This is a genomic window from Frankia sp. R82 (assembly GCF_023716925.1).
Taxonomy (GTDB): Bacteria; Actinomycetota; Actinomycetes; order Frankiales; family Frankiaceae; genus Frankia.
Window position 1 is genome coordinate 1 of sequence record NZ_JAMQQG010000035.1, and the last position, 22,604, is coordinate 22,604.

Genomic DNA, 22,604 nt, shown 5'->3' on the forward strand with positions numbered 1-22,604 from the left:
TCCTGGCCTACCTGGTCGCCGCGCCCACCGGGCTGTGGCGGCGGGTATGGCAACTGCTGGTCGGGGGCGCCGCCGTCTGGCAGGCCGGTGCCTGCCGGTCCGGTTCGTGGGTGGCGCGCGGCCTGGGCACGCCGACGACCCTGCGGCCGGTGAGCGAACAGGCGCTGGCCCGGGGCTCCGGTCGTCAGCTTGGCATCGAGCGTTCCATCGACGCGCTCGCCGCGGCGGCCGGCCCACTGATCGCGGTGCTGCTGCTGGCGTTCGCCAGTGTCCGCACCGTCCTGCTGCTGGCGGTCGTTCCGGCGCTGGTCGCCGGCGTGGCCAGCGCGATGGGTGCGCGCGCGGCCCGATCCCGGGCCGACGGGTCCGACGCGGCGGGCTCGAATCCGCCGGGCCCGCCGGCACCTTCCACTCGGTCGATGCTGGCCGAGCTGCGCCGGTCCGGGCCGCTGGGACGGCTGCTGGTCGGCGTCACCCTGTACGAGGCGTCGAACATCGCCGCCGCGCTGCTCCTGCTGCGCGCGACGAAGATCCTTCCCGACGGGGCGGGGTCGCTGAGCCGGCTGCAGGCCGTCGCGCTGCTCTACGTCGTCTACCAGGTGAGCGCGGCCGGCGGTGCCGTCTGGGCCGGTCGGGTGGTGGACCGGCTGGGTGCCGGTGTGGTGGTCGCGGCGGGCGCCGTCGTCCTGTTGCTGGCCTACGCCGGGTTCGCCTTCGCCGCACCGGGTGAGCTGGCCCTGATGATCATCTGCTTCGTGCTGGCCGGCCAGGCCGCCGGCGCGGTGGATGCCGCCGAATACGCCGGGGTCGCCCGACTCGCGACCCCGGACAGCCGCAGGCCTGCGCTGAGTGCGTTGATCGGCCTGCAGAACGCCGGACGGGTCTTCGCCACCATCACCGCCGGCGGCCTGTGGACGCTCGTCGGCCCGCCCGCCGGACTGCTGATCTGCGGGCCGCTGCTGGTCGTGGCCGTTGTCCTGCTTTCCGTCCGTCCGGTCCGGGCCGTCGACGCAACCAGCTGAACTGACCGGGCCGGCCGCGCTGGCAGTCCACCGGGCATCCGACGTCGTGGGGCGTCGCCCCTCCGGTGTGGCGCGGAGATCGGTGGGTCAGCGTGGCCGTGTTCTCGTCCGGGTCTGGTCCGTACGCCTGTTCCGGGTTCCCTCTCGCTGATCTGGTGGTCGGTTGAGCGGGATGACCATGAGTGTGGACGTCGGGGCCGGCCTGAACTAACCAGATCGAGCAGCACCTCTGCCCGAGCATGCCACGGCCGAACCTGCGCCCGGCACACCTGCTGGTGCGCGCGTTCTGCGAGACGCGGGGCATCGATTGTCAGGAGGCCAGCGCGGTGGGCTCCTGTCGCGAGGCACTGCGGTGGCTGCACGGCGTCGGGGCACCGCTGCGCCCGCCGTCCCGGTCAGAGGTGTCCCGGTCAGAGACGTTCCGGCCAGAGACGTTCCGGCCAGAAGCCAGCTGACCTCAGGAGGGCGGAAGTGCTCCTTCCTCACGGTCGAGTTCGCTTTCGAGCAGGCGCAGTGAGACGTCGGAGAGCGCTCCGGTATCCCGCCACAGCTGTAGCTCGTCCCGTTCGGCCTCGATCATGATACGTCGGACGCGGCCGAAGGTCTGGGTCGGGCTCTCGGGGCGGACCTGTTCGTCGGCGGGGGTGTTCAGCGCGGTCAGGCTGTCCTGGCTGCGTTGTTTGCGGTCCTCCGCGGCGCGGCGCAGTCGACCGGCGAGGGCGTCGGGGATGGGTTCGTGCTGCTGGAGGGATCGCAGTGCACGCAGGCCGGCCTCGGCGGCCGCGGTGCGGGCTCGGGCCCGCCGTCGGCGGCTCTCGTGGGCGTCGGGCCGGACCCCCAGGCGTCGCAGCAGCGGCCCGAAGGTCAGACCCTGTCCGACGAGGGTGACCAGAACGGTGCTGTAGGCGCAGAACAGCAGCAGATCGCGTTGGGGAAACTCGACGGCATCGGTGGATGCCGGCAGCGCGAACACCGCGGCCAACGAGATCACGCCGCGCATCCCGGACCACGACAGCGCCAGCAGCTCGCGGCCGGACAGATACGGGTGTGGGGACAGGAAGCGCAGCCGCGTCGGGAGCAGGACGGGCACCAGCAGCCACAATGCCCGCGTCAGCAACACACCGCCGAGAGTCACCGCTGCCGCGGCCAGCACCGTGCCCAGGGAGTAGTCCGCGATCGCGGGGACGATGGCGACGAACTGCTGGCCGATGACCAGGAAGACGAAGCCTTCGAGCAGCAGGTCCACCAGGCGCCATACCGCGAGGGCGTGCAGCCGGGCGGCGCCGGACAGCAGCTGCCGGGACTGGTGGCCCAGGACGAGCCCCGCCGTGACGACCGCAAGCACACCGGACACGTGCAGGGCCGCGGCGGGAAGATAGGCGGCGAACGGGGTCGCCAGCGAGATGGTCGACTCGGCGACCGGCTCCTCGATCCGCCGTCGTAGCTGCCCGAGCAGCCAGGCGACCACGAGGCCCCCGGCGATCCCGCCGAGCGCGGCAACCAGGAACCGTTCGATGACGAAGGGAACGTCGAACGGGTCGCCGACGACCGCCGCGACCGCCACCGTGTAGAGGGTCAGCGCGGTCGCGTCGTTGAGCAGGCTCTCGCCCTCGATGACGGTGCGCAACCGGTCTGGCAGTCCGACTCGCCGGCCGATCGACAGCGCCGACACGGCATCCGGTGGGGCCAGCGCCGCGCCGAGCGCGCAGGCGGCCGCGAACGGCAGCCCGGGCATCACCGCGACCAGCAGGCCGCCGACGACCAGTGCGGTGGCGACGACGAGCAGCACGGACAGCGAGATCACCGCACGCAGGTTCGCCCGGATCTCCAACAGGCTCGAGCTCAGCGCGGCGGAGTACAGCAACGGTGGGATGACCAGTACCAGGATGATGTCCGGGTCCAGGCGCAGATCCGGACCGGGCAGCAGGGTGTAGACGGTGCTCGCACCGACGAGCAGCACGGGAGCGGGTAGGCCGAACCGCCTCGCGGCCAGAGCCGCCGCCACCACCAGGGCCACCGCGAGAAGGCCGAATGCTATCGCCGCGAGCACGTGTCCGGCCCGAGCGGAGCCGGCGGCCACCGCCGACGGGCGGTGGCACGGTCAGCCGTCCGTCGGACCTTCCAGGAGCCAGGCTTCGACATCCTGCGCCCGCCAGAGGTCGAAATACGGCGCGGATCGGGCCGGCCTGGGAAAGTCCGTGCGGCGACACAGTTTTCTGGCTCGTTCCACCGGAATAGCCAGTCGACGCGCGATGCCTGCAGTCGTCCACAGATCTTCACGTTCCATACCGTCATGCTACGCGAGCACGCGGCCGCAAACGGGGAAATTGTCATCCCGGACCGGCCTCCCCCTTTTCATGGAATGGCCGAAAGGCGCTCACGGTGCTCAGCCGAGCTGCTGCGGGTCGGACCCGTCATCGAGCGGAAGCGCGCCGGTGACGGTCGCCGTCACTTCGAGTGAACGCAGCGCGACGATTCCGCGCAGGACGTTCAGGAAGGCGGTATCCGCCGCGTCTCGGCCGGTCGCGATGCGGACCATGCCCTGGCGAGGAGCTCGACCAGTGGCATCACAGGCCCACCAGGCGCCGTCGGAGAAAGCCTCGAAGACGGCGTGAAAATCCATCGGAGTCAGGCCGGGTGCGTATACGGCGGTGAAACGTGCCGGTATCTGGAGTGCCCGGCACAGGGTGATTCCCAGATGGGCGAAATCGCGGCAGACCCCCTGTCCGGTAAGCAGGGCATCGGTGGCTGAACTGTGCACGTTGCTGGCACCCGGAACGTATCCCACCCGGCTGTTGATCCATCGGGTGATCGCCTCCACCTGGGGGCGCCCGGCGGGCAGCGCGCCGAACTCGGCGACCGCGAACCCGACGACCTGGTCGGACGGGCAGTACCGGCTCGCCCGCAGATAGGTCAGCTGTTCCAGGTCGGGCAGCGGCTCCGGGCCGTTCGGCCGGGGCAGGTCGGGCAGCCGTCGCGGGTCGGGTGGCTGGCGTGGGGCGGATGGGGGCGATGGGGTCGATGGCGATCCGGGCAGGTCGGGGTGGTCGACGGGGCCCGCTGCGCCCGGCGGCGCGGCGGCGAGTTCGGCCCGGTAGGACACCGACAGCAGGCCCGGGCCTGTGCGCAGGACATGGAGGCGCCCACGGTGCGGCGCGGTCAGTTCGGCCGGAGCCGGCAGCGCCTCGCCGCCCAGCGTGACGGCCAGGTGCTCGGCCCGGACCACCCGACCACCCGCGGCGACAATGTGGACAGCGAGCTCCGCGGGCTCGCTGACCTCGAGGGTGAGCTCGCAACTGACCACCCGGCCCGCCGCCATGCCACCGGGCTGCGGGGGTGGCTGGTGACCTGCCGGCTGCGCACTGGTCATCTGGGTGGCACCTCGACTCGGCGAAACTCCGCTGCGGACTCGGTGAAACTCTGTTGCGCGGCGTTGGAAAACCCATCGTCCTGATCGCACTCTACGCGGGTCATCCGGGGGCGTCCGACCCGTTAGGTGTGACCAGTACCTGTTCGATCCGGGATTTACACGGCGCGGCTGCCCGGTGAAAACTCCTCGTCCTGATCCACCGGTGGAGGAAAGTCGAAGCCAACCGCCTCACGGTTGTGGTGCGTGCCGGTTCGCAGGTTTGATCCGGTCGTTTCCGGTTATGATTGGATGGGCGCCGGCCCTGGCGACGGACGTCCTGCGTCCGAGCGTGCCTGGCCGGAGCCGCGATGGCGGCTGCCCTGTGTCGTCAGGGGTTGTCGTCAGGCGCTGCCGGTGGCTGCGGTGGTGGTCGTGGGTCCCGGCCTGGTGGTGCGCGGGGAGCCGCGGGGAGTGAGGTCCAGGGTGGGTGCGCTGACGTTCCCCGGCGGGGTTCGGGCCGACGGGCTTCCTGCCGCCGTGGCGGAGGCCGGCCGGTTGGCAGCCGTGGCCGCCACCGGGCTGCTCGACACCGGTCCGGAGCCCACCTTCGACGACCTTGCCGCGTTGGCCGCCCAGATCACCGGGTGCCAGCGGGCGTTTGTCACGCTCGTCGACGCCCGACGGTCGTTCTGGAAGGCGTCCGTCGGGGTGTCGGGCGAGGCCGCGGCTCGTCGTGGGACGTCCGTCGAGGAGAGCTTCTGCTATCTGCTGATCGGCCTGGGAGAAGGGCTCGCGGTGGGCGACGTGGCCGCCGATCCCCGCACCCGTGAGCATCCGTCGGTACGGCCGATGAAGATCGGTGCCTGGGCGGGGCAGCCGATTCTGGCGCCCGGGGGCGAGGTGCTCGGCAGTCTGTGTGTGATCGACGAGAATCCACGCGTGTGGGCCCCGCAGGAGCTCTCGACGTTGGGCACGTTGGCCCGCGCGGTGAGCAACGAGATCAACCTGCGGTCCGCGCTGGCCTCCGCCCGGGACGCCGAGCGGACCTCCGCGGCGTTGGCCCGAAGTCTGCAGGACAGTCTGCTGCCGCCGGTGCTCGACGAGATTCCCACGCTGCAGACCGCGGCGTCCTATCTTCCGGCGGCGGGCGGCACCACGGTCGTCGGCGACTTCTACGACCTGTTCCGGACCACCGGCCGGTGGTGGTGTGCCGTGATGGGAGACGTGTGCGGCAAGGGCGTCGACGCGGCGAAGCTGACCGCGCTGGCCCGTTACACCCTGCGGGCGGAGGCGACCCAGCACAGGTCACCCGCCGCCGTGTGCGAGCGGCTGAACTCCGCCCTGTTGGCCTATCGCGGTAACGACCGGTTTCTCACCGCCGTGTGCGTGATGCTTCGGCCGACCGCGGACGGCGTGGAAGGCCGGCTGTGTCTGGCCGGGCATCCGCCGCCGCTGGTCCGCCGGGCGGCTGGCGCGGTGGCACCGGTGGGGGAACCCGGCACGTTGCTCGGCGTGCTCGATGACGTGCACCTGGTCGACACCCCGTTCCGGCTCGGGCCCGGGGACGCGCTGCTGCTCTACACCGACGGGGCCACCGAGGCCCGCCCCCGCCGGCGGGACCAGGCTGCCGCAGCCGGCGTGCCGATGTTCGGCGAGGAGGCGCTCGAAGCCGCGTTCGCCCGCTGCGAGGACCTCGCCGCCACGGGCGTCGTCGCGAGCCTGGGAGAGGAACTCTCCCGCTACAGCGGCGACTGGGCCAGCGACGACACGGCCCTGCTCGTCATCCGCGTACCACCGGCATAGCTCGGCCCAGGGGTACGAACCGTAGCCGGTGCTGCCATATCGTGGCGCTGGCGCTGGCGCCGGTCGGGACAGCCGTGTCCCACGGACACGGGCGGCGGGACTGACATAAAAAACAGGGCAGCGCACGGTCGCCCGCGCGCTGCCCTGTCAGTGCAGCCGGTGAGACGTCAGGCGAGCTGAACGTTGTCGGCCTGCGGGCCCTTCTGGCCCTGCACGATCTCGAACTGCACGTTCTGGCCCTCGTCAAGAGACTTGTAGCCATCGGCAATGATGGCGGAGAAGTGGACGAACACGTCCGGACCGCCGCCGTCCACGGAAATGAATCCGAAGCCCTTCTCCGCGTTGAACCACTTGACGGTACCCTGCGCCACGATCGTTCTCCTTGCAGCTGTCCCGGTAGACGTCTCTCGTCTCCCGGTCTCGCACCGGCTGCGGATCACTCCGCGCCCGGCCGTTCCGTTCGACGATGCATGACGTTCATACAGCGGAGAACAGGCAACGCTGCCTACCCTACCCGTCCGAGGTGCCGAATGTCCCGGCGTCGGTCGTCCAGGTTGCCAGTGGCCAGGACGGCGTTCTGGTGGTATCACCGCCCCTTGCGGTGATCCGGCAACCTGGGTCCGCCGGCCCGGGTCCGGCCCGGAACGGTCCAGCTGAGGGTGGTCGACGGGCCGCCACCGGCGGCGCGGTGCTGGGCGGTGTGGTGGCTCACGAGGCTGGCACGGTCGGCGCGGCGGCCGGCGCCGCGGTGGGTGCGGCCATGGGTGCGCCGGGAGCGGCCCAGCGATCCTCGATGTGGGCGAAGCGCCAGATGGCGAGTGCTATCGCCCAGGTGAGGAAGAAGATGCCGACGATGGTGTAGCCGGCGTAGTCGAGGTTGACGCCGGCGATCCAGGCCAGCGGGCCGGTGGTGAGGGCGAGGCGGTCGGCGAGGACGCCGAGCAGTTCGATGGTGCCGATGACGAGGGCGACGATCACCGAGATGATGGTGATCGTGAGGTTGTAGTAGACCTTGCGGACGGGGCGGGCGAAGGCCCAGCCGTAGGCGGCGTTCATGAGGACGCCGTCGATGGTGTCCATGAGGCACATGCCGGCGGCGAACAGGATCGGTAGGACGCCGATCGCGTAGAAGGGCAGGCTGAACGCGGCGCCGCCGCCGGCGAGCACGAGTAGACCGACCTCGGTGGCGGTGTCGAACCCGAGACCGAACAGGACGCCCACCGGGTAGATGTGCCAGGGGCGGGTGACGGTTCTGGTGAGGCCGCCGAGGATCCGGTTCATGAGGCCGCGGGAGTCCAGGTGTCGTTCGAGTTCGGCCTCGTCGTAGGTGCCGGCGCGCAGGTCGCGGAAGACCCTGAGGATGCCGAGCAGGGCGACGAGGTTGAGGATCCCGAGGATCCACAGGAACACCCCGGATACGGACGGGCCGATGACGCCGGTGATGGTGTGCAGTCGGGAGGAGCCGTCCTCGACCGGTCCGATCAGCGATTTCACGCCGGCGGAGAGCAGGAACGCGAGGGCGAGGACGATGGTGCAGTGCCCGAGGGAGAACCAGAAGCCGACCGACAGCGGACGGCGGTGGCGGGGCTGCCCGTCGGTTTCGCGGGCGATGTTGTCGGCGATGAGTTTGCGGGTGGTGTTGTCGACGGCGGCGATGTGGTCGGCGTCGAAGGCGTGGCGTAGGCCGAAGGTGTAGGCGAGGATCCCGACGCCGGCGGTGAAGATCGGACGGTCGCCGCCGAGGCGGTAGTCGTACGGGGTGACCAGCGCGAACAACACGACGAAGCCGACCACGTGCAGCACGACGACGACGGCCCCCATCCCGGCGAGCGAGCGCCGGTCCGCGGCAGTGAGGCTTCCCCGGAACTGGGCCAGCCGCGCCGCGAGCGTGGGTTCGCCGCCTGCCCCGCCTGCCCCGCCGGCCGAGCTGGCTCCGACCCCGCCGGCTCCGACCCCGCCGGCTCCGACCCCGCCGGCTCCGTCCGAACCGGGTGTGGAGTGGGCCATGCGGAGTCTCCTTCCAGCAGGGTCGCCAGGCATGTGCGACTATCCTGCAGATGCAAATGGGTTGCAAGTGGGTGCGCTGCCGGCACGGGACCCGCTGTCCCGCCGGCCGGACCATCACCCAGGTCCGCGGGCAGGAACACCACCGGTCAGCCACCGGGCTGTGAGCCGGTCGGCGCTGTCCGCGCCGGTGCGATAGCAGGTGTGCGCCGGTCTGAACGGCGTTAATGTCGACGACGTTGGTGTGTCCAGCGCCACGCCACTATCCGGACGGTGGCGCTGTCCCAGCCAACGGTGACATCCGAGGCAACAGTGGCGAAGGAGCGGCCGGCACGTGAGCGGATTACAGCTGGTAATGGGCGCGAGCGGTTTCCTCGGCTCGCATGTGACCCGGCAGTTGGCCGAGCGCGGCGACGAGGTGCGGGTGTGGATCCGGCCTTCCAGCTCGACCAAGGCGTTTGACGAGCTGCCCGTGCAGCGCCACCACGGCGAGCTCACCGATGATGCGGCGCTGCGCGAGGCGATGCGTGGCGTCGACACCGTCTACTACTGTGTCGTCGACACCCGGGCGTCGCTGCGGGACCCGGCGCCGCTGTTCGCAACGAACGTCGAGGGCCTGCGGCACGCGCTGGACGCCGCCGTTGAGGAGAAGGTGCGGCGGTTCGTCTTCTGCAGCACCGTCGGCACGATCGGCCTCGCCCCGGACGGCGGAGCGGCCAACGAGGACCACCCGCACACCTGGGCGCATCTGGGCGGGCCGTACATCCGGTCCCGGATCGACGCCGAGAAGCTCGTCCTGAGCTACTGCCGGGAGCGGGAGCTGCCGGGCGTGGTCCTGTGCGTGTCGACGACGTACGGCCCGCACGACTACGGCACCCCGCACGGCCAGATGGTGGCTGACGCGGCGCGGGGACGCATGCCGATCCACTTCGGTGCCGCCTCGATGGAGGTCGTCGACATCCGGGATGCCGCCCGAGCGTTCCTGCTCGCCGCCGAGAAGGGGCGGGTCGGCGAGCGCTACATCGTCAGCGAACGGTACCTGTCCTGGAAGGACGTACTGGTCACCGCCGCCGAGGCGGGCGGCGCGAAGCCGCCGCGGGTCGGCCTGCCGTTGCCCGTGCTGAAGGTCGTCGGCCGCGCCGGGGACGTCGTCGCCCGGGTGCTGCGCCGGGACGTCCTGATGAACAGCGTCACCGTCCGTCTCATGTACTTCATGCCACCGTTGGACCATGCCAAGGCGACGCGTGAGCTCGGCTGGCATCCGTCCCCGACGCTGGATGCCGTCCGCGAGGCCGCCGCGTTCCACCTCGCCCAGGACAGCCGGGACAAGGCCGACGCACCGCGGTAGCTCATCCCGCGATGTCCGTGCCCCGGCCCTGCCGGTCGCCTGGGCTTCCTGTTTCCCGGCGGGCGGGCGGGCGGACGGCCGGTCCGGTGCTGGACAGTCATCTCGGATGGGGCTGTTCTGGTACCAGACGGCGCCTGACGCCGTGACCCCAGGGAGAGTTCGTGCTGGCACTCGTTTACGACCCGGATCAGCCGGCCGGTCTGCGGCTCGACCGGGTGGCGGATCCGGTGCCCGGCCCCGGCGAGGTGCTGGTCGAGGTGCGGGCGGTCTCGTTGAACCATGGCGAGGTGGCCCACCGCGCAGGTCGGGCGAAGCCTGGCGCGGTGCACGGCTGGGATGCCGCCGGCGTCGTCGTCGTCTCGGCCGCGGATGGTTCCGGACCGCCGCCGGGCACCCCGGTGGTGACCTTCGGCTGGGCCGGCGGCTGGGCCGGCCTGCGCACAGTGTCGACGGCGGAGCTGGCGGTGCTGCCCGTCGGTCTCGATCTGGGCGTGGCGGCCGCGCTGCCCGTGGCCGGGGTGACCGCGCTGCGGGCGGTCCGCCGGCTGGGCGCGGTCCTTGGCCGGCGGGTGCTGGTTACCGGTGCAGCCGGTGGGGTGGGGCGGTTCGCCGTGCAGCTGGCCGCTCGGGCCGGTGCGGACGTGGTCGCCTCGGTCAGCACTCCCGCCCGCGGCGCGGGCCTGGAACGGCTTGGCGCCACCGAGATCGTCCTGGGCCCGGCAGGTGTCACCAGCCCGGTGCACGGGGTGCTGGACAATGTCGGCGGGGCTCAGCTCGCCGACGCGTTCGTCCGGCTCGAACCGACCGGGGTCGCGCTGGCCATCGGCAACGCCTCCGGTGAGCCGACCATCCTCGACTTCGGTTCGGTGTGGCTCGAGGCGAAGGGCAAGCGGATCGAACCGTTCATCATGGGCTCCGGGCTGGCCGAGGATCTTGCCTATCTCGTTCGTCTGCTCGATCAGGGCCAGCTGGACCCGCAGATCGGCTGGCGCGGCCCCTGGGAGCAGGCGGCGGAGGCGGCCGAGGCGCTGCTCTCGCGCCAGGTCGCCGGCAAGGCTGTCCTCGAACTCCCGGCGAACTGAACCGGCCAGGGCCTCTGGTGATCCACCGGAGATCGCCGGTCACCAGAGGCGGGAGCGGGCCGGGCCTGACCCTGTACGCGGGGTCGGAGCGCGGGCAGGAGTGGCGGCTGGGTCGCCCGCGGCCTGCCGGCCGGCCGGTTCGCGCGCGACCCGGTCGGCGTGCGCCCGCTCGTCCGCGGCCCGTGGTCGACCAGCGTCGACGTCGTGGGCAAAGCCAGGAGGAGGCCGACCAGACCCAGTGCCACGGCGAGGCGCCGGATCCACCCCCACAGGGCCAGTCCCAGGACGGTCCCGGCCGGGCTGGCTCTCTCGACCGTTTCGGTGAAGGCCGCCATCCAGGCGACGTAGGTCTGCCACCGCCGACGGACATGAGAACGAAATGGACTGCGATCGCGTGGTAATGGGTGTCGGTGGGCGTTGCAGAAAGCGCGAAGGCGACGTTCACGGCATGATCATCATGGCGAGGGTGGTGAAGGGGAAGCCGTAGTTCCGGATGATCTGGGTCACGACCGCATCCTCGGTGTACAGCGCGTAGTACAGGTAGATCGTGCTGATGACCACGACGGTCAGGTGAAACTGGCGGTGACGAAGGGGCGGATACCGACCTGGCGCCGCCGGAGGCGGCGTACACCGCTGGGCGCCTCCCGCGGATGGACAGCGGAACCTTGCGCCGTCAGCTCCATGGGTTTTCCTGCCCAGTCCTGGAGAGAAAGAGAGAAAGGCCGAGGCGAGACGCGGTCTGTCTGCCGGTCTCCGATGGCTTCCGGCAGACAGGCCGGCGACCGTTATGGTGCGAGAGAATAGGCAGCCGGCGGGTCGCCGGACAACCTGGAATGCGCTCGTGTACGCGCGGTATGGTGGTCAATGATGACGGGTGGTGGATGTGTGTGACGATGCGGTCGAGCGGTGGCCTGCGGTCGCCTGGCCGAGACCGGCCACTGTTTCTCTATGACGGGGACTGCGGGTTCTGCACTCGGTCGGCCCGGTTCCTCCGGTCCGAGGTGCGGCCGGCGGTCGACATCGAACCCTGGCAGCGGATGCCACTGGCCGAGCTGGGCGTGAGCGAACGGGAAGCCGGCCGCGCCGTGCAGTGGATCGGTGTGGACGGGCGGCGTGCGTCCGGTGCGGCGGCGATCGCCCTGATCCTCCGCCGATCGCGCCGAGCCGGCCGAGCCGGGTCCGCGTGGCGGATCGCCGGATGGATCATGTCCTTTCCGCCGCTCTGTTGGCTGGCCGCCGGGGTGTACCGGCTGGTGGCCACCCATCGCCACCGACTGCCGGGTGCCACGGACGGGTGCGCCGTCGCGCCCGTTGCACCTGGCGGTCACGGATGACGTCCGGTCGAGGCGGTCAGGGGTGATGGGAGGACAGGGGCTCCCGCACAGACCATGTGCGCTACAAACCTGGCATATCCGATCTATCGGCCTAGTACAAGTTGCTCCCCAGATGCGCGCTGTGTCAGCATGCACTGCCCGCGCAGGGTAGGTTTCGGGCCAGCTGTGACATGCGTGGTTTGCCGTGTGCGGGCCTGCTCCGACCTCCGTACCCTGGCGCCGGCAGTGTGGAGCGACGGACGCAGAGACTAGGAATCGTATGCGCACAGTTTGGAATCGTTTAAGTGCACGTGGTCACCGCGATGTTTCGGGGCGGCCACGGTCCGGGCGGCGGGGGGCTCGTACCAGCGCTGCCGTGGCGGCAGTGTCCGCAGGAGTGCTGCTGGCGGTGACGGCTGGCTGCAGCAGCAGTGGTGGCGGTAGTGACGGCGGCGGTGGCAGCGGGGGATCCACGGCGAGTGCCGCGGACAACGCCGCGCTGCTCGGTCCGGTGGCGCGGGCAACCGGTGCGCCGGTGAAGGTCGGGTTCATCTCGGACGGCAAGGCTCCGGCCAGCGACTCGTCGATCGAGCTGCGGGTGGCGGACGCGACGGTCAAGTACCTCAACGAGCGCAAGTCCGGTCTTGGTGGCCGGCCGATCCAGCTGGTCAAGTGTGAGACGGCGAACGACCCGAGCAAGGGCGCCGACTGCGCGAACCAGGTGATTGAGCAGAAGGTCGCGGCGGTGGTGGTGGGTGCCTCCGCGGTGGCGCAGGCGATCTGGACCCCGCTGCATGCGGCCAAGGTCCCGGTGCTGTTCTTCTCCACGAACGACCCGCAACAGCTCCAGGACGCCCAGTCGACCTTCAGCCTGGGTGACGCGACCGGTGTTGTGACCGGTGGGATTCAGCCGTTGGCCGAGAAGACGAAGAGCAAGACCCTGACCGGTGTCATCATTGACGTCCCGCCGGCGCTGACCCAGTTCACGGGCGAGACCGCGGCGGTTCTGAAGAAGGCGGGGATCAAGCTGAAGCTGATCCCGATTCCGCTGGGTACCGCGGACATGACCCCGCAGTTGCAGAGCCTGTCCGGGGACGCGCCGGGCGTCGTCGAGGTTGTCGGTAACGACGCGTTCTGCATCAGCGCGTTCAACGCTCTGCGTACGGCTGGTTTCACCGGCCCGTACTTCGCGGTCTCCCAGTGCATCACGGACGCGACCCGCAAGGCGGTTCCGGCGGACGTGCTGGAGCGGGTCACGATCAACGCGGCTTCGCCGGTGGGCGTGGACAACCCGTCGACCCGTCTCTACAAGGCGGTCGTGGCGGCCTATGGCAAGGACATCGACGTCGACGACTCCGGCGGCATGAACATGTTCGCGGAGCTGAGCGCGTTCCAGACCGCGCTGGCGGACATCAAGGGCGACATCACGCCGGCCACGGTCATCTCGACCTTCAAGTCGATGCCGGAGAAGGACATCCCGGGTGGCGGTGGGCTGAAGTTCCGCTGCAACGGCAAGGCCTACCCGACCAGGCCGGCCGTCTGCATCCGGGGTGGTCTGACCGCGAAGCTTGACGGTAAGGGCCACCCGTCCGCATACCAGGTCGTCGGCTACAGCCCGATCCCCTCCTAAACGGTTCCCTCGCCGGAGGGCGGCTCCGGTCGGCTCTGATCCCGGCCGACCCTGAGCCGCCCCCTGACGACCTCGCCACAGGTCGCGCGATCACGCATTGTGACCGCGCGACCTGTGGCGTTTCGCGCCGGGTGTAATGATCGGCCGTGCGGCGGGCTCTGTCTCCAGCGTTCCTAGTCTCCAGCGTTCCTACCGGCGAGTAGTTAATGCAGAAACCTGGGCCGTTGATCTTATAAATTTTCGATCAACAAATCTGCCGTATAAGTGAGATTTGCGTCTCAATGTATGCCGTGTCACACTCCCCTGACCCGACGGGGTGTCATCCGGGCTAGTTGGACGCGCGCGGCCTGCCGCGGGGCCCGGTCCGTGCGCTGTCACCTCAGGTGCCAGCGAGGCGGAGCGACGGACAAGCAGACTAGGGATCGCATGCGCACATTTGGAATTCAGTTAGGCACGCTTGGTCATCGTGGTGCGTCGGGGCAGGCCCGGTCCGGGCGGCGTGGGCCTCGCACCACTGCGGCCGTGGCCGCGGTGTCCGTGGGGGTGCTGCTGGCGGTGGCGGCCGGCTGTAGTAGTAGCAGCGGCAGCGGCGGCGGTGGTGATGGCGGCAGCAGCGGGGGAGCCACGGCGAGTGCCTCGAGCAGCGCGGCGCTGCTGGGCCCGGTGGCGCGGGCAACCGGTGCGCCGGTGAAGATCGCTCTGATCTCGGACGGCAAGGCTCCGGCCAGCGACTCGTCGATCGAGCTGCGGGTGGCGTCCGCGACGGTCAAGTACCTCAACGAGCGCAAGTCCGGTCTTGGTGGCCGGCCGATCCAGCTCACCACGTGTGAGACGGCGAACGACCCGAGCAAGGGCACCGACTGCGGCAACCGGGCGGTCGAGCAGAAGGTCGCGGCGGTGGTGGTGGGTGCCTCCGCGGTGGCGCAGGCGATCTGGACCCCGGTGCACGCGGCCAAGATCCCGGTGTTGTTCTTCTCCACGAACGACCCGCAACAGCTCCAGGACGCCCAGTCGACCTTCAGCCTGGGTGATGGCACTGGTGTCGTGGCCGGTGGGATTCTGCCGTTGGCCGAGAAGACGAAGAGCAAGACCCTGACCGGTGTCATCATTGACGTCCCGCCGGCGCTGACCCAGTTCACGGGCGAGACCGCGGCGGTTCTGAAGAAGGCGGGGATCAAGCTGAAGCTGATCCCGATTCCGCTGGGTACCGCGGACATGACCCCGCAGTTGCAGAGCCTGTCCGGGGACGCGCCGGGCGTCGTCGAGGTTGTCGGTAACGACGCGTTCTGCATCAGCGCGTTCAACGCTCTGCGTACGGCTGGTTTCACCGGCCCGTACTTCGCGGTCTCCCAGTGCATCACGGACGCGACCCGCAAGGCGGTTCCGGCGGACGTGCTGGAGCGGGTCACGATCAACGCGGCTTCGCCGGTGGGCGTGGACAACCCGTCGACCCGTCTCTACAAGGCGGTCGTGGCGGCCTATGGCAAGGACATCGACGTCGACGACTCCGGCGGCATGAACATGTTCGCGGAGCTGAGCGCGTTCCAGACCGCGCTGGCGGACATCAAGGGCGACATCACGCCGGCCACGGTCATCTCGACCTTCAAGTCGATGCCGGAGAAGGACATCCCGGGTGGCGGTGGGCTGAAGTTCCGCTGCAACGGCAAGGCCTACCCGACCAGGCCGGCCGTCTGCGCCCGGGGTGGTCTGGTCGCGAAGCTTGACGGTAAGGGCCAGCCGGCCGCATACCAGGTCGTCGGCTACAGCCCGATCCCCTCCTAAGTAGTTCCTCCGCAGGAGGAGGTGGCTCCGGGCCGGGTCTTGATCCCGGCCCGGAGCCGCACCCCGGGCGACAGGGGGCTCGTGCCGGCGTGGCCGTGGCGGCGGCGTCCGTGGCGGCGGTGTCCGTGGGGTGCTGCTGGCGGTGGCGGCCGGCTGTAACGAGCGCCGTTCCGGTATCGGTGGTCGGCGGATCCAGCTGGTCACATGTGAGACGGTGATCGATCAGCTCAAGGTTGCCCAGTCGATCTTCTCGCTGGGTGACCCGACCGGTGTCGTGACCGGGGGGATTCGGCTTCCGGCCGAGAGGGCGAAGACCAGGAATCTCGACCGGTGACCTCATCGGTGTACCGCCGGCGCCGGCCCAGTTCCGGGGCGCGGCCGGGAGGTTCTGGGGAAGGTCGGGATCACGCTGAAGTTGGTTCCGATTCCGCTGGGTATCGCAAACCCGACCCTGTGGTTACGGGATCCGTCCGAAAGTGCACACAATGTCATCGAGGTCGTCGGTGGCGACGCGTTCCGCATCGGAACGTTCAACGTTCTGTGTAAGGCTGGTTTCGCGGGCCCGCTCTTCTCGGCCTCCCGGTGCATCACGGGCGCGAGCCGCAGGGCGGTCCCGGGAGATGCGCCGGAACGGGTCACGACCAACGCGTTCTCGCCGGTGGGCATCGACAACCCGTCGACCCGGCTCCACGAGGCCGGCGTGGCGGCCTATGGCAACAACATCGACACCGATGACGCCAGTGACATGAACATGTTCGCGGAGCTGAGCCCGTTCCAGACCGCGCTGGCGGACATCAGGGGTGATGTCACCCCGGCCAGGATTGCCCCGGCAAGGATCATCCCGGCGTTGCGGTCGATGCCGGAGCAGGAGATCCCGGGCGGCGGTGACCTGAGGTTCCGCTGCAACGGCGAGGCCTACCCGGCCACGCCTGCGGTGTCCTCCCATGGCGGTCTGACCGGGCAGCTCAACGACAAGGGCCAGCCGGCCTCCTACCGGATCGTCGGCTACACCCCGATCCCCTCCTGAGTAGGTCCCCGCTGGCCGGCGGCGGCCCCGGGGGCGGGCCTGATCCAGCGGCCCGGCCCAGGGCGCTTCCCTGGGCCACGCGGCTGCGGCGCGGGTGACATTGCTGTACACCGCACCCCGCACCCGCCGTTGCGGTGGAACCCGGACTCCGCTACTGCCACAGGCGAACGCGGCTGCCGTTTGGGGCGGACAACGCTACCTGGCTCGGCGCACCTGATCCTTCTTCTTGGTAGAAGTTGCCCCCGGATGTATGCCGTGTCACTATTCACTGCCCAGAAGGGGTGTCATTCAGGCCGACCGGACGTGCGGTTCTGCCGCGAGGTTCGGTTCGGTCTCGGCGCCCTGTGACCGGCGGCGCGGAGCAACGGACAAGCAGACTAGGGATTATATGCGCACAGTTGGGAAGCGGTTCAGCACACTCAGTTGCTGTAACGCCTCGAAGTCGACTCGGCTGGGGCGGGCGGAAGCACCCGCAGGAACGCTCGTGGCAGCTTTATCTGCTTTACCTGCCGAGATGCTGCCGCTAAAAATGCGCTCCGTGTCGATGCGATCGCTGCGCGGTCAGCAAGTTCAACGCTCTGCGTGCATTCAGCTTCACCGTTCGTACTGCACGATCTCCTCAGTTGCGGTGTCGGCAAGGGTCAGCCGGCCGCCTACCGGGTCATCGACAACAGCCCGAACTCCTCTTGAGTGGTTCAGTTCTGAGTAGGGCTGTCCCGGGTTCGATCCGTCCCGGGACGGATCAGACCACGGACTGCTCACTGTCGACGATCTGCCGGCCGGGACTTGCCTCTCGGCCCGTATCCAGCGGCGGCCACGGCGTCGACCGCCGGGAATGGACCCGGCGAACCTCGCCGGAGCGGGACAGTGCGCCCCCCGGCGCGGCCCGACCAAGGACCGGTCCGACCAGCACACCATTCGGGAGTACGTGATGCATCATGTCGGCTCGCTGTTGCTCGGGCTGGGAAACGGGGGCGTGTATGCCGCTCTCGCGCTCGCGCTGGTACTGACCTACCGAAGTTCCGGAGTCATCAACTTCGCGACCGGCGCGGTCGCGATGTATGTCGCCTACTCGTACGCCTACCTGCGCAGCGGCGAGCTCCTGGTGCTGATCCCGGGCCTGCCGACCTCGGTGAGTGTCGGTGGTGACTGGGGATTCGTCCCGGCACTGATCGCCGCGCTCGCCATCGGGGCACTGTTGGGTGCTCTGCTGTACCTGCTGGTGTTCCGCCCACTACGGGAGGCGCCGCCGCTGGCCCGGGCGGTGGCCTCGCTCGGCGTACTGGTCGTGATCCAGTCGGTGATGGCCATCCGGGTCGGAACCTCACCGGTGAGCGTTGAGGCGATCTTCCCGACCGACCGGTGGAAGGCCGGCTCGCTCACCCTGCTGGCCGACCGGTTCTACCTGGCGGTCACGGTCGTCGTACTCACCATCGTGCTTGCGGCGCTCTTCCGCTTCACCCGCTTCGGCCTGTTCACCCGCGCGGCCGCCGAGTCCCAGACCGGCGCGTACGTCAGCGGCATCTCGCCCGACCGGGTCTCGCTGTACAACTGGATGATCTCCGGGACGGTGGCGGGCGCGGCCGGCATCCTGATCGCCCCGCTGAGCCCGCTGTCTCCCTCGACCTACACCCTGTTCGTCGTGCCGGCGCTGGCCGCGGCGGTTGTCGGCGGCTTCCAGGGCCTGGTGTCGACGGTGATCGCCGGCCTGGCCATCGGCATGATGCAGTCGGAGGCCCTCACCCTTTCCGCGGACCACTCCTGGCTGCCTGGCTCGGGTGCGTCGGCGTTGGTGCCGCTGCTGATCATCCTGATCGCGTTGCTGGTCACCGGGCGCGGAATCCCGGTCCGCACCGGCCTGGTGCGCCAGCCGCTCGGTCGCGCGCCGCGGCCCCGCTCGCTGACGCTGCCGACTGTCTCCGGTACCGCAATCGGTGTGATCGCCCTGCTCCTCACGTCCGGTACCTGGCGGGCGGCGGTGATCGGGACGTTCATCGCCGCGATCCTCGGCCTGTCGCTGGTCGTCGTCACCGGGTTCGCCGGCCAGGTGTCGCTTGCCCAGCTCGCGCTCGCCGGCGCCTCGGCGTTCAGCCTGTCCGGGCTGACCACCAGCTGGCACATCCCGTTCCCGTTCGCGCCGCTGCTCTCCGCGCTGGTCGCCACCGTCCTCGGTGTCGTCATCGGTCTGCCGGCACTGCGACTACGTGGATTGACCCTGGGTATCGTCACCCTCGCGCTCGCCTACGCGATCGAGGCGGTCTGGTTCCGCAACTCCGACCTCGTCGGCAGCTCCGGCGCCAAGGTCTCCGACCCGTCGCTGTTCGGCTGGAACATCGGTATCGGCAGCGGCGAGGCGTTCCCACGCCTTCCGTTCGGCATCCTCTGTCTGCTCGTCCTGGTCGCCGTCGCCTGGGGTGTCGCGAAACTGCGGATGAGCTCGCTGGGCTCGGCGATGCTCGCGGTGCGCGCCAACGAGCGTTCGGCCGCCGGTATCGGCGTCAACGTCGTTCGGGTCAAGCTGATCGCCTTCGCGCTGGCGTCGTTCATCGCCGGCCTCGGCGGTGCGCTGCTGGCCTACCGCAGCAGCGTGGTCACCTTCGACTCGTTCACCGCCCTCGGTGGCCTGACCCTGCTCTCCACCGCCTACCTCGCCGGCGTCACGTCGGTGTACGGCGGCATCACCGCCGGCATCATGGCCGGGACCGGCATCGTCTACATCGCCATGGACCGGTGGATCAACTTCGGTGACTGGTTCTCGGTGGTCTCCGGATTCGGCGTTATCCTCGTCCTGCTCACCCAGCCGGAAGGCATCGCCAGCGGCGGGCACGACCTTGTCGCCCTGGTCCGCAGGAGGATCAAGGCGAGGTCGGCGGTGCCGGCCGAAGCCGGTGCCGCAGCGGGTGATGATGTGCCGGCCGCTGTCACGGCCGAGGGTGCGGCATCTGCGGCATCCGTCGAGACCACGACAGACGGTGCCGCATCTGCCGGTCCGCAGCCTGCCGCCTCGGTGGCCTCGGCCGAGCAGAACACCGCGCTCCTGGTGGACGGAGAGCGTGTTCCCCTCGAGGTCGAGAACGTGACGGTCCGGTACGGCGGGGTCGTCGCGGTGTCGGATGTGTCGCTGCGCATCGCCCCAGGGCAGATCGTCGGGCTGATCGGACCGAACGGTGCCGGCAAGACCAGCGCGATCGACGCGATCACCGGATTCGCCCGCGCCACCGGCACCGTCCGCCTCGGCGAGGAGCGTCTCGACACCTTGGCGACCCACGTCCGGGTCAAGCACGGGCTGGCCCGTACGTTCCAGTCGATCGAGCTGTACGACGACCTGACCGTGTCCGAGAACGTCAGCGCCGCACTGGCCGGCGTGCATGCCGATCATCGGCACCGCACCCTGGCCGCAGCCCTTGACCTGGTCGGCATCGCAGATCGGGTCGACCGTACGGCCGGCGAGCTCAGCCAGGGCGAACGGCAGCTGGTCTCGATCGCCCGCGCGATCGCTACCGGCCCGCGGGTCCTGCTGCTCGACGAGCCGGCCGCGGGTCTGGACACCACCGAGTCCGTGTGGCTCGGGGAGAAGATCCGCTCGATCAGCCGCAGCGGTGTCGGCATTCTGCTGGTCGACCACGACGTCGCCCTCGTCCTCGACGTCTGCGACTACATCTACGTGCTCGACTTCGGCAAGGTGATCGCCGCCGGATCTCCCGACGAGATCCGCTCCAACCGCGCGGTTGCCGACGCCTACCTCGGCAACGTTCACGACGGCGAACCCGCCGACGGCGAACCCGCTGCGGAGACGCCCGCCGCTGCGGAGACGCCCGCCGCTGCCGAGACGCCCGCCGCTGTGGAGGCGCCCGCCGCTGTGGAGACGCCCGCAGCTGTCGAGACGCCCGCCGCTGCTGCGGCAACCGTCGACGGCCCGGCGGCTGCCGATCCGGCCGGCAAGGACACGATCGCTGAGGTTCCGGCAGCTCCCGCAACCGCTGCCGTTCCTGCCGATGCTGCGGCTTCTACGACCGCTGCGGCTCCTGCAGGTGCCGTGATCGGCGGGAAAGCGCCAGTTGGAAGCACCATCGAAAGCAAGGCACCCAACGGCAGGGCCCATGACAACGGGGCCGGCACGGGCGACGCGGGTGCTGGTGGCAGCGTTGGTGGCGAGGACGCCACCGGCGGTACGGTCGACTCCGACGCGACGGTGGTGACGTCATGACAACCAGTCTGACCTGCGAATCTCTGACTGGGGGGCGGGGCTCGTCCGAGGTCTTCCGCGGCCTCGATCTCACTGTCGCCCCGGGAAAGGTGCTGGCCCTACTCGGGCCGAACGGGGCCGGTAAGACCACGCTGTTGCTCACCCTCGCAGGTCTGCTGCCGTCTCGCAGCGGCAAGATCTCGGTGGGGGAGACCCAGCTTCCCAGCGGCAAGCCGGGGGCGGCGAACCGCGCTGGCGTGGTCCTCGTCCCGGACAACCGGGCGTTGTTCACCCAGCTCACTGTCGAGGACAACCTGCGCGCCGCCGCTCGTAGGCATGGTCCGAAGCCCCGGGCCATGCTCGAGCTGTTCCCGGATCTGGAGAAGCGCTGGAGTGTCCCGTCCGGTGCGCTGTCCGGTGGCGAGCAGCAGATGCTGGTGTTGGCCCGCGCGCTGATCCAGCAGCCGAAGGTGCTGCTCGTCGACGAGCTCAGCATGGGTCTGGCACCCCTGATCGTGCAGGCGCTGTTCCGGACCGTGCGTCAGGTCGCCGACGAGCAGGGCTGCGCGGTCGTGCTCGTCGAACAGCACGTCAACCTGGCCCTGCAGATGGCGGACGACGCGGCTGTTCTCAGCCGGGGTGCACTGGTGCTGCAGGCCCCGGCGGCGGAGCTCGCGGCCGAGCCCGAGCGGGTCGAGGCCGCCTACTTCGGCGCGGGCCGAGAGGCGAAGGAGACGGCCGCCGTCGCTGCCTGAACATATGAGTCTCCATGAACGCCCCGAGCACCAGCCATGACCCTGCTGGTGCTCGGGGCGTTCGGCGTGCTGTGAGACCAGAACCCCAATGGGCCCGGCAGGTCCGGTAAGTCCGGCAGGTTCGATGAGGCAGAGGAGGCAGGAATGTTGACCAAGGCTGCAGTGCTGTTCGACCAGCCGGGCAAGTGGGAGGTCGCGGAGGTTGAGCTCGAGCCGCCCCAGCAGGACGAGCTGCTCGTTCGGATGGTCGCCGGCGGTATGTGCCATTCCGACGACCACATCGCCACCGGTGATCTGCCGATCCCGGCGCAGGGGCTGCCCATCGCCGGTGGCCACGAGGGAGCGGGCGTCGTCGAGGAGGTCGGGCCGAACACTCCCGGGTGGAAGGTCGGCGATCACGTCGTCCTGTCGTTCCTGTCCACCTGCGGGCTGTGTCGCTGGTGCGCGTCGGGCATGCAGAACCTGTGCGACAACGGGGCCCGCGTGCTCGCGGGTGTCCGGGCTGACGGCACGCGGCGGATGTCGCTGGACGGTCGGCCCATCGGCCAGGCTGCCGGTGTGTCGGCCTTCAGCCAGTACGCCACCGTATCGGTGCAGTCCGCGGTGCGCTGCCCGTCGGACGTTCCGCTCGAGCTTGCCGCGCTGACCAGCTGCGGCGTGCCGACCGGCTGGGGTGCGGCCGTGCGCTCGGCCGATGTGCGGCCGGGGGACGTCGTCATCGTTGTCGGCGTCGGCGGGATCGGCATGAACGCCGTGCAGGGCGCGGCCCACGCCGGCGCGACGGTCGTCATTGCGGTCGACCCGGTCGAGTACAAGCGCGACGCCGCCCGCACCTTCGGCGCCACCCACGCCGTCGCGGAGATGGCGCAGGCCACCGAGATCGCCCGCGGTTTCACCAACGGCCAGGGCGCGGACGCGTGCATCATCTGCGTCGGGATGACCACGCCCGAACAGGTCGCCGCCGGCGTCGACGCGATTCGCAAGGCCGGAACCTGCGTGCTGGTCGGAATGGGCAAGGCCGCCGATGACGTGGCCATCCCCGTGTCCGTCCGGCACATCGTGCTCTACCAGAAGCGGATCCAGGGTTCGCTGTTCGGCGCGTCGAACCCGTCCCGGGACATCCCGGCGCTCCTCGAGCTCTACCGGCAGGGACGGCTCAAGCTCGATGAGCTCGTCACCACCCGGTACACCCTGGACGACATCAACAAGGGTTACGAGGACATGCGCACGGGCTCGAACATCCGCGGCATCATCGTCCACGACCACTGAGTCATCCCCGAGCTGTTTCCGTGCTGACCACCGG

The 22,604-nt window shown here is 69.9% G+C and carries 16 protein-coding genes; 12 read left to right on the top strand and 4 right to left on the bottom strand.

What is annotated here, in order from left to right:
• Window positions 1–1,022: MFS transporter (locus ND747_RS09320; protein ID WP_251733092.1), on the top strand; the 1,022-nt coding region annotated here is incomplete at its 5' end.
• Window positions 1,023–1,479: 457 nt separating this feature from the next.
• On the opposite strand, the gene ND747_RS09325 is transcribed toward ND747_RS09320, so the two are convergent.
• Window positions 1,480–3,072 (bottom strand): Na+/H+ antiporter, encoded by a 1,593-nt coding sequence (locus tag ND747_RS09325; RefSeq protein ID WP_374216197.1) that lies wholly within the window; start codon window positions 3,070–3,072, stop codon window positions 1,480–1,482.
• Between the two features lie 336 nt (window positions 3,073–3,408).
• Window positions 3,409–4,392: a transglutaminase family protein gene (locus ND747_RS09335; protein WP_251733095.1), complete on the bottom strand. Its 984-nt coding sequence runs from the start codon at window positions 4,390–4,392 to the stop codon at window positions 3,409–3,411.
• Window positions 4,393–4,842: 450 nt separating this feature from the next.
• Here ND747_RS09335 and ND747_RS09340 point away from each other — a divergent pair, with 450 nt between their 5' ends.
• Complete coding sequence (locus ND747_RS09340; protein ID WP_251733096.1) at window positions 4,843–6,174, top strand: GAF domain-containing SpoIIE family protein phosphatase; 1,332 nt, start codon at window positions 4,843–4,845, stop codon at window positions 6,172–6,174.
• Window positions 6,175–6,341: 167 nt separating this feature from the next.
• Here ND747_RS09340 and ND747_RS09345 read toward each other — a convergent pair whose 3' ends face one another.
• Both ND747_RS09345 and ND747_RS09350 read right to left on the bottom strand, forming a co-directional pair.
• Complete coding sequence (locus ND747_RS09345; RefSeq protein WP_175084660.1) at window positions 6,342–6,545, bottom strand: cold-shock protein; 204 nt, start codon at window positions 6,543–6,545, stop codon at window positions 6,342–6,344.
• Window positions 6,546–6,882: 337 nt separating this feature from the next.
• Window positions 6,883–7,995: a HoxN/HupN/NixA family nickel/cobalt transporter gene (locus ND747_RS09350; protein WP_374216198.1), complete on the bottom strand. Its 1,113-nt coding sequence runs from the start codon at window positions 7,993–7,995 to the stop codon at window positions 6,883–6,885.
• Between the two features lie 538 nt (window positions 7,996–8,533).
• Between ND747_RS09350 and ND747_RS09355 the strand changes: the two genes are divergently transcribed.
• The 10 genes from ND747_RS09355 to ND747_RS09395 all read left to right on the top strand — a co-directional run bounded on the left by ND747_RS09355 (window position 8,534) and on the right by ND747_RS09395 (window position 22,570).
• Window positions 8,534–9,526, top strand: a complete 993-nt coding sequence (locus ND747_RS09355; protein WP_285900253.1) for an NAD-dependent epimerase/dehydratase family protein — start codon at window positions 8,534–8,536, stop codon at window positions 9,524–9,526.
• Between the two features lie 161 nt (window positions 9,527–9,687).
• Window positions 9,688–10,608 carry a zinc-binding dehydrogenase gene (locus tag ND747_RS09360; RefSeq protein WP_251733099.1) on the top strand — a complete coding sequence of 307 codons (921 nt, stop codon included), beginning with the start codon at window positions 9,688–9,690 and terminating at the stop codon, window positions 10,606–10,608.
• Between the two features lie 893 nt (window positions 10,609–11,501).
• On the top strand, window positions 11,502–11,942 hold the full coding sequence (locus ND747_RS30040) for a thiol-disulfide oxidoreductase DCC family protein (protein ID WP_374216199.1): 441 nt from the start codon (window positions 11,502–11,504) through the stop codon (window positions 11,940–11,942).
• Window positions 11,943–12,306: 364 nt separating this feature from the next.
• Complete coding sequence (locus ND747_RS09365) at window positions 12,307–13,551, top strand: ABC transporter substrate-binding protein (RefSeq protein ID WP_251733100.1); 1,245 nt, start codon at window positions 12,307–12,309, stop codon at window positions 13,549–13,551.
• Between the two features lie 531 nt (window positions 13,552–14,082).
• Window positions 14,083–15,333: an ABC transporter substrate-binding protein gene (locus tag ND747_RS09370; protein WP_251733101.1), complete on the top strand. Its 1,251-nt coding sequence runs from the start codon at window positions 14,083–14,085 to the stop codon at window positions 15,331–15,333.
• A 130-nt stretch (window positions 15,334–15,463) separates the two neighbouring features.
• On the top strand, window positions 15,464–15,667 hold the full coding sequence (locus tag ND747_RS09375) for a hypothetical protein (RefSeq protein WP_251733102.1): 204 nt from the start codon (window positions 15,464–15,466) through the stop codon (window positions 15,665–15,667).
• Window positions 15,668–15,991: 324 nt separating this feature from the next.
• Window positions 15,992–16,360: a hypothetical protein gene (locus tag ND747_RS09380; protein ID WP_251733103.1), complete on the top strand. Its 369-nt coding sequence runs from the start codon at window positions 15,992–15,994 to the stop codon at window positions 16,358–16,360.
• A gap of 931 nt (window positions 16,361–17,291) precedes the next feature.
• The gene (locus tag ND747_RS09385) at window positions 17,292–20,567 is read left to right on the top strand and encodes a branched-chain amino acid ABC transporter permease/ATP-binding protein (protein ID WP_251733104.1); all 3,276 of its coding nucleotides are present in this window, start codon (window positions 17,292–17,294) and stop codon (window positions 20,565–20,567) included.
• Complete coding sequence (locus ND747_RS09390) at window positions 20,564–21,301, top strand: ABC transporter ATP-binding protein (RefSeq protein ID WP_251733105.1); 738 nt, start codon at window positions 20,564–20,566, stop codon at window positions 21,299–21,301. Before ND747_RS09385 ends, ND747_RS09390 begins: the two co-directional genes overlap by 4 nt.
• Window positions 21,302–21,445: 144 nt before the next feature.
• A complete protein-coding gene (locus tag ND747_RS09395) occupies window positions 21,446–22,570 on the top strand; it encodes an NDMA-dependent alcohol dehydrogenase (protein ID WP_251733106.1) in 1,125 nt (374 codons plus the stop codon).
• Window positions 22,571–22,604: the final 34 nt, after the last annotated feature.

Excerpts from the sequence above, each read along its gene's own strand:
- ND747_RS09335 (WP_251733095.1), bottom strand. The coding sequence starts at position 4,392 with ATGACCAGTGCGCAGCCGGCAGGTCACCAGCCACCCCCGCAGCCCGGT.
- ND747_RS09350 (WP_374216198.1), bottom strand. The coding sequence starts at position 7,995 with ATGGGGGCCGTCGTCGTCGTGCTGCACGTGGTCGGCTTCGTCGTGTTG.
- ND747_RS09355 (WP_285900253.1), top strand. The coding sequence starts at position 8,534 with ATGGGCGCGAGCGGTTTCCTCGGCTCGCATGTGACCCGGCAGTTGGCC.
- ND747_RS30040 (WP_374216199.1), top strand. The coding sequence starts at position 11,502 with ATGCGGTCGAGCGGTGGCCTGCGGTCGCCTGGCCGAGACCGGCCACTG.
- ND747_RS09385 (WP_251733104.1), top strand. The coding sequence starts at position 17,292 with ATGCATCATGTCGGCTCGCTGTTGCTCGGGCTGGGAAACGGGGGCGTG.
- ND747_RS09390 (WP_251733105.1), top strand. The coding sequence starts at position 20,564 with ATGACAACCAGTCTGACCTGCGAATCTCTGACTGGGGGGCGGGGCTCG.
- ND747_RS09395 (WP_251733106.1), top strand. The coding sequence starts at position 21,446 with ATGTTGACCAAGGCTGCAGTGCTGTTCGACCAGCCGGGCAAGTGGGAG.